The 832-nt window shown below is 41.1% G+C and carries 2 protein-coding genes; both read right to left on the reverse strand.

Annotated features, from left to right (window positions below; all coding sequences use genetic code 11):
- Nucleotides 1-590, reverse strand: a 590-nt coding sequence (locus IRZ80_RS20770) for a family 43 glycosylhydrolase (RefSeq protein WP_194644278.1), incomplete at its 3' end; no start/stop codon positions are given.
- 23 nt (nucleotides 591-613) lie between these two features.
- Nucleotides 614-832: MFS transporter (locus IRZ80_RS20775; protein ID WP_194644280.1), on the reverse strand; the 219-nt coding region annotated here is incomplete at its 5' end.

The raw sequence follows: 832 nt of genomic DNA on the forward strand, positions 1-832 counted from the left end.
CCTAATGCCTGTTCTTTTTCTGTCGGTTCTTCGTTGTTTTCTGCATATTGATTGTTTCGGTATTTCTGAAGCTGGCCGCCCCAGATGCCTCCAAAATAGATATAATGTGCACCGTCCTCATCTTCAAAAACTGCCGGGTCAATACTGTAGCTTCCTTTAATGGCTTCTTTTTCGGCTGTAAAAGGTCCTGCGGGTGAATCACTCACAGCTACTCCAATCTGGAAAAGACCGCTGGCACGCTTGGCAGGGAAATACAGATAGTACTTCCCGTTTTTGTGCGCAGCATCTGGAGCCCACATCTGTTTTTCGGCCCAGGCAACATCATCCACATGCAGGGCAATTCCGTTATCTACCGTGTCGGACGTTATGCTTTCCATCGAAAAAACATGGTAATCTTCCATCCCAAAATGATCCCCGTTGTCATTAAACGGAATTCCCGCATCAATATCATGCGATGGATAAATATAGATTTTGCCGTTAAATACATGCGCCGAAGGATCAGCGGTATACATATGCGACACCAAAGGCTGTGAAATGGCTGTTTTATTAATCTGCTCAAAATTAATTTGTTCAATACTATCTTCTGGCATACTCTTTTTTTCGTTTTTTATAATTAATTTCTTCTTTCTTTTAGGTCGCTCTCTATCTGAGTCTCCATTTTTTTGTCTATCTTATAGAAAAACAGCAGACCGCATCCTATCAAAAACGGAACTGCCGGAAAAACACTCACTAATAATTTAATGCCGTTTATCGTTACCTCAGACTGTGCCGGTGAATTAGGTATATACTGAAAATATCCTAAAAATAAAGTCGTTAAAGATCCTCCTATGCT

Origin of the sequence: Flavobacterium sp. HJJ (assembly GCF_015351475.1) — a bacterium.
Lineage (GTDB): Bacteria > Bacteroidota > Bacteroidia > Flavobacteriales > Flavobacteriaceae > Flavobacterium > Flavobacterium marginilacus.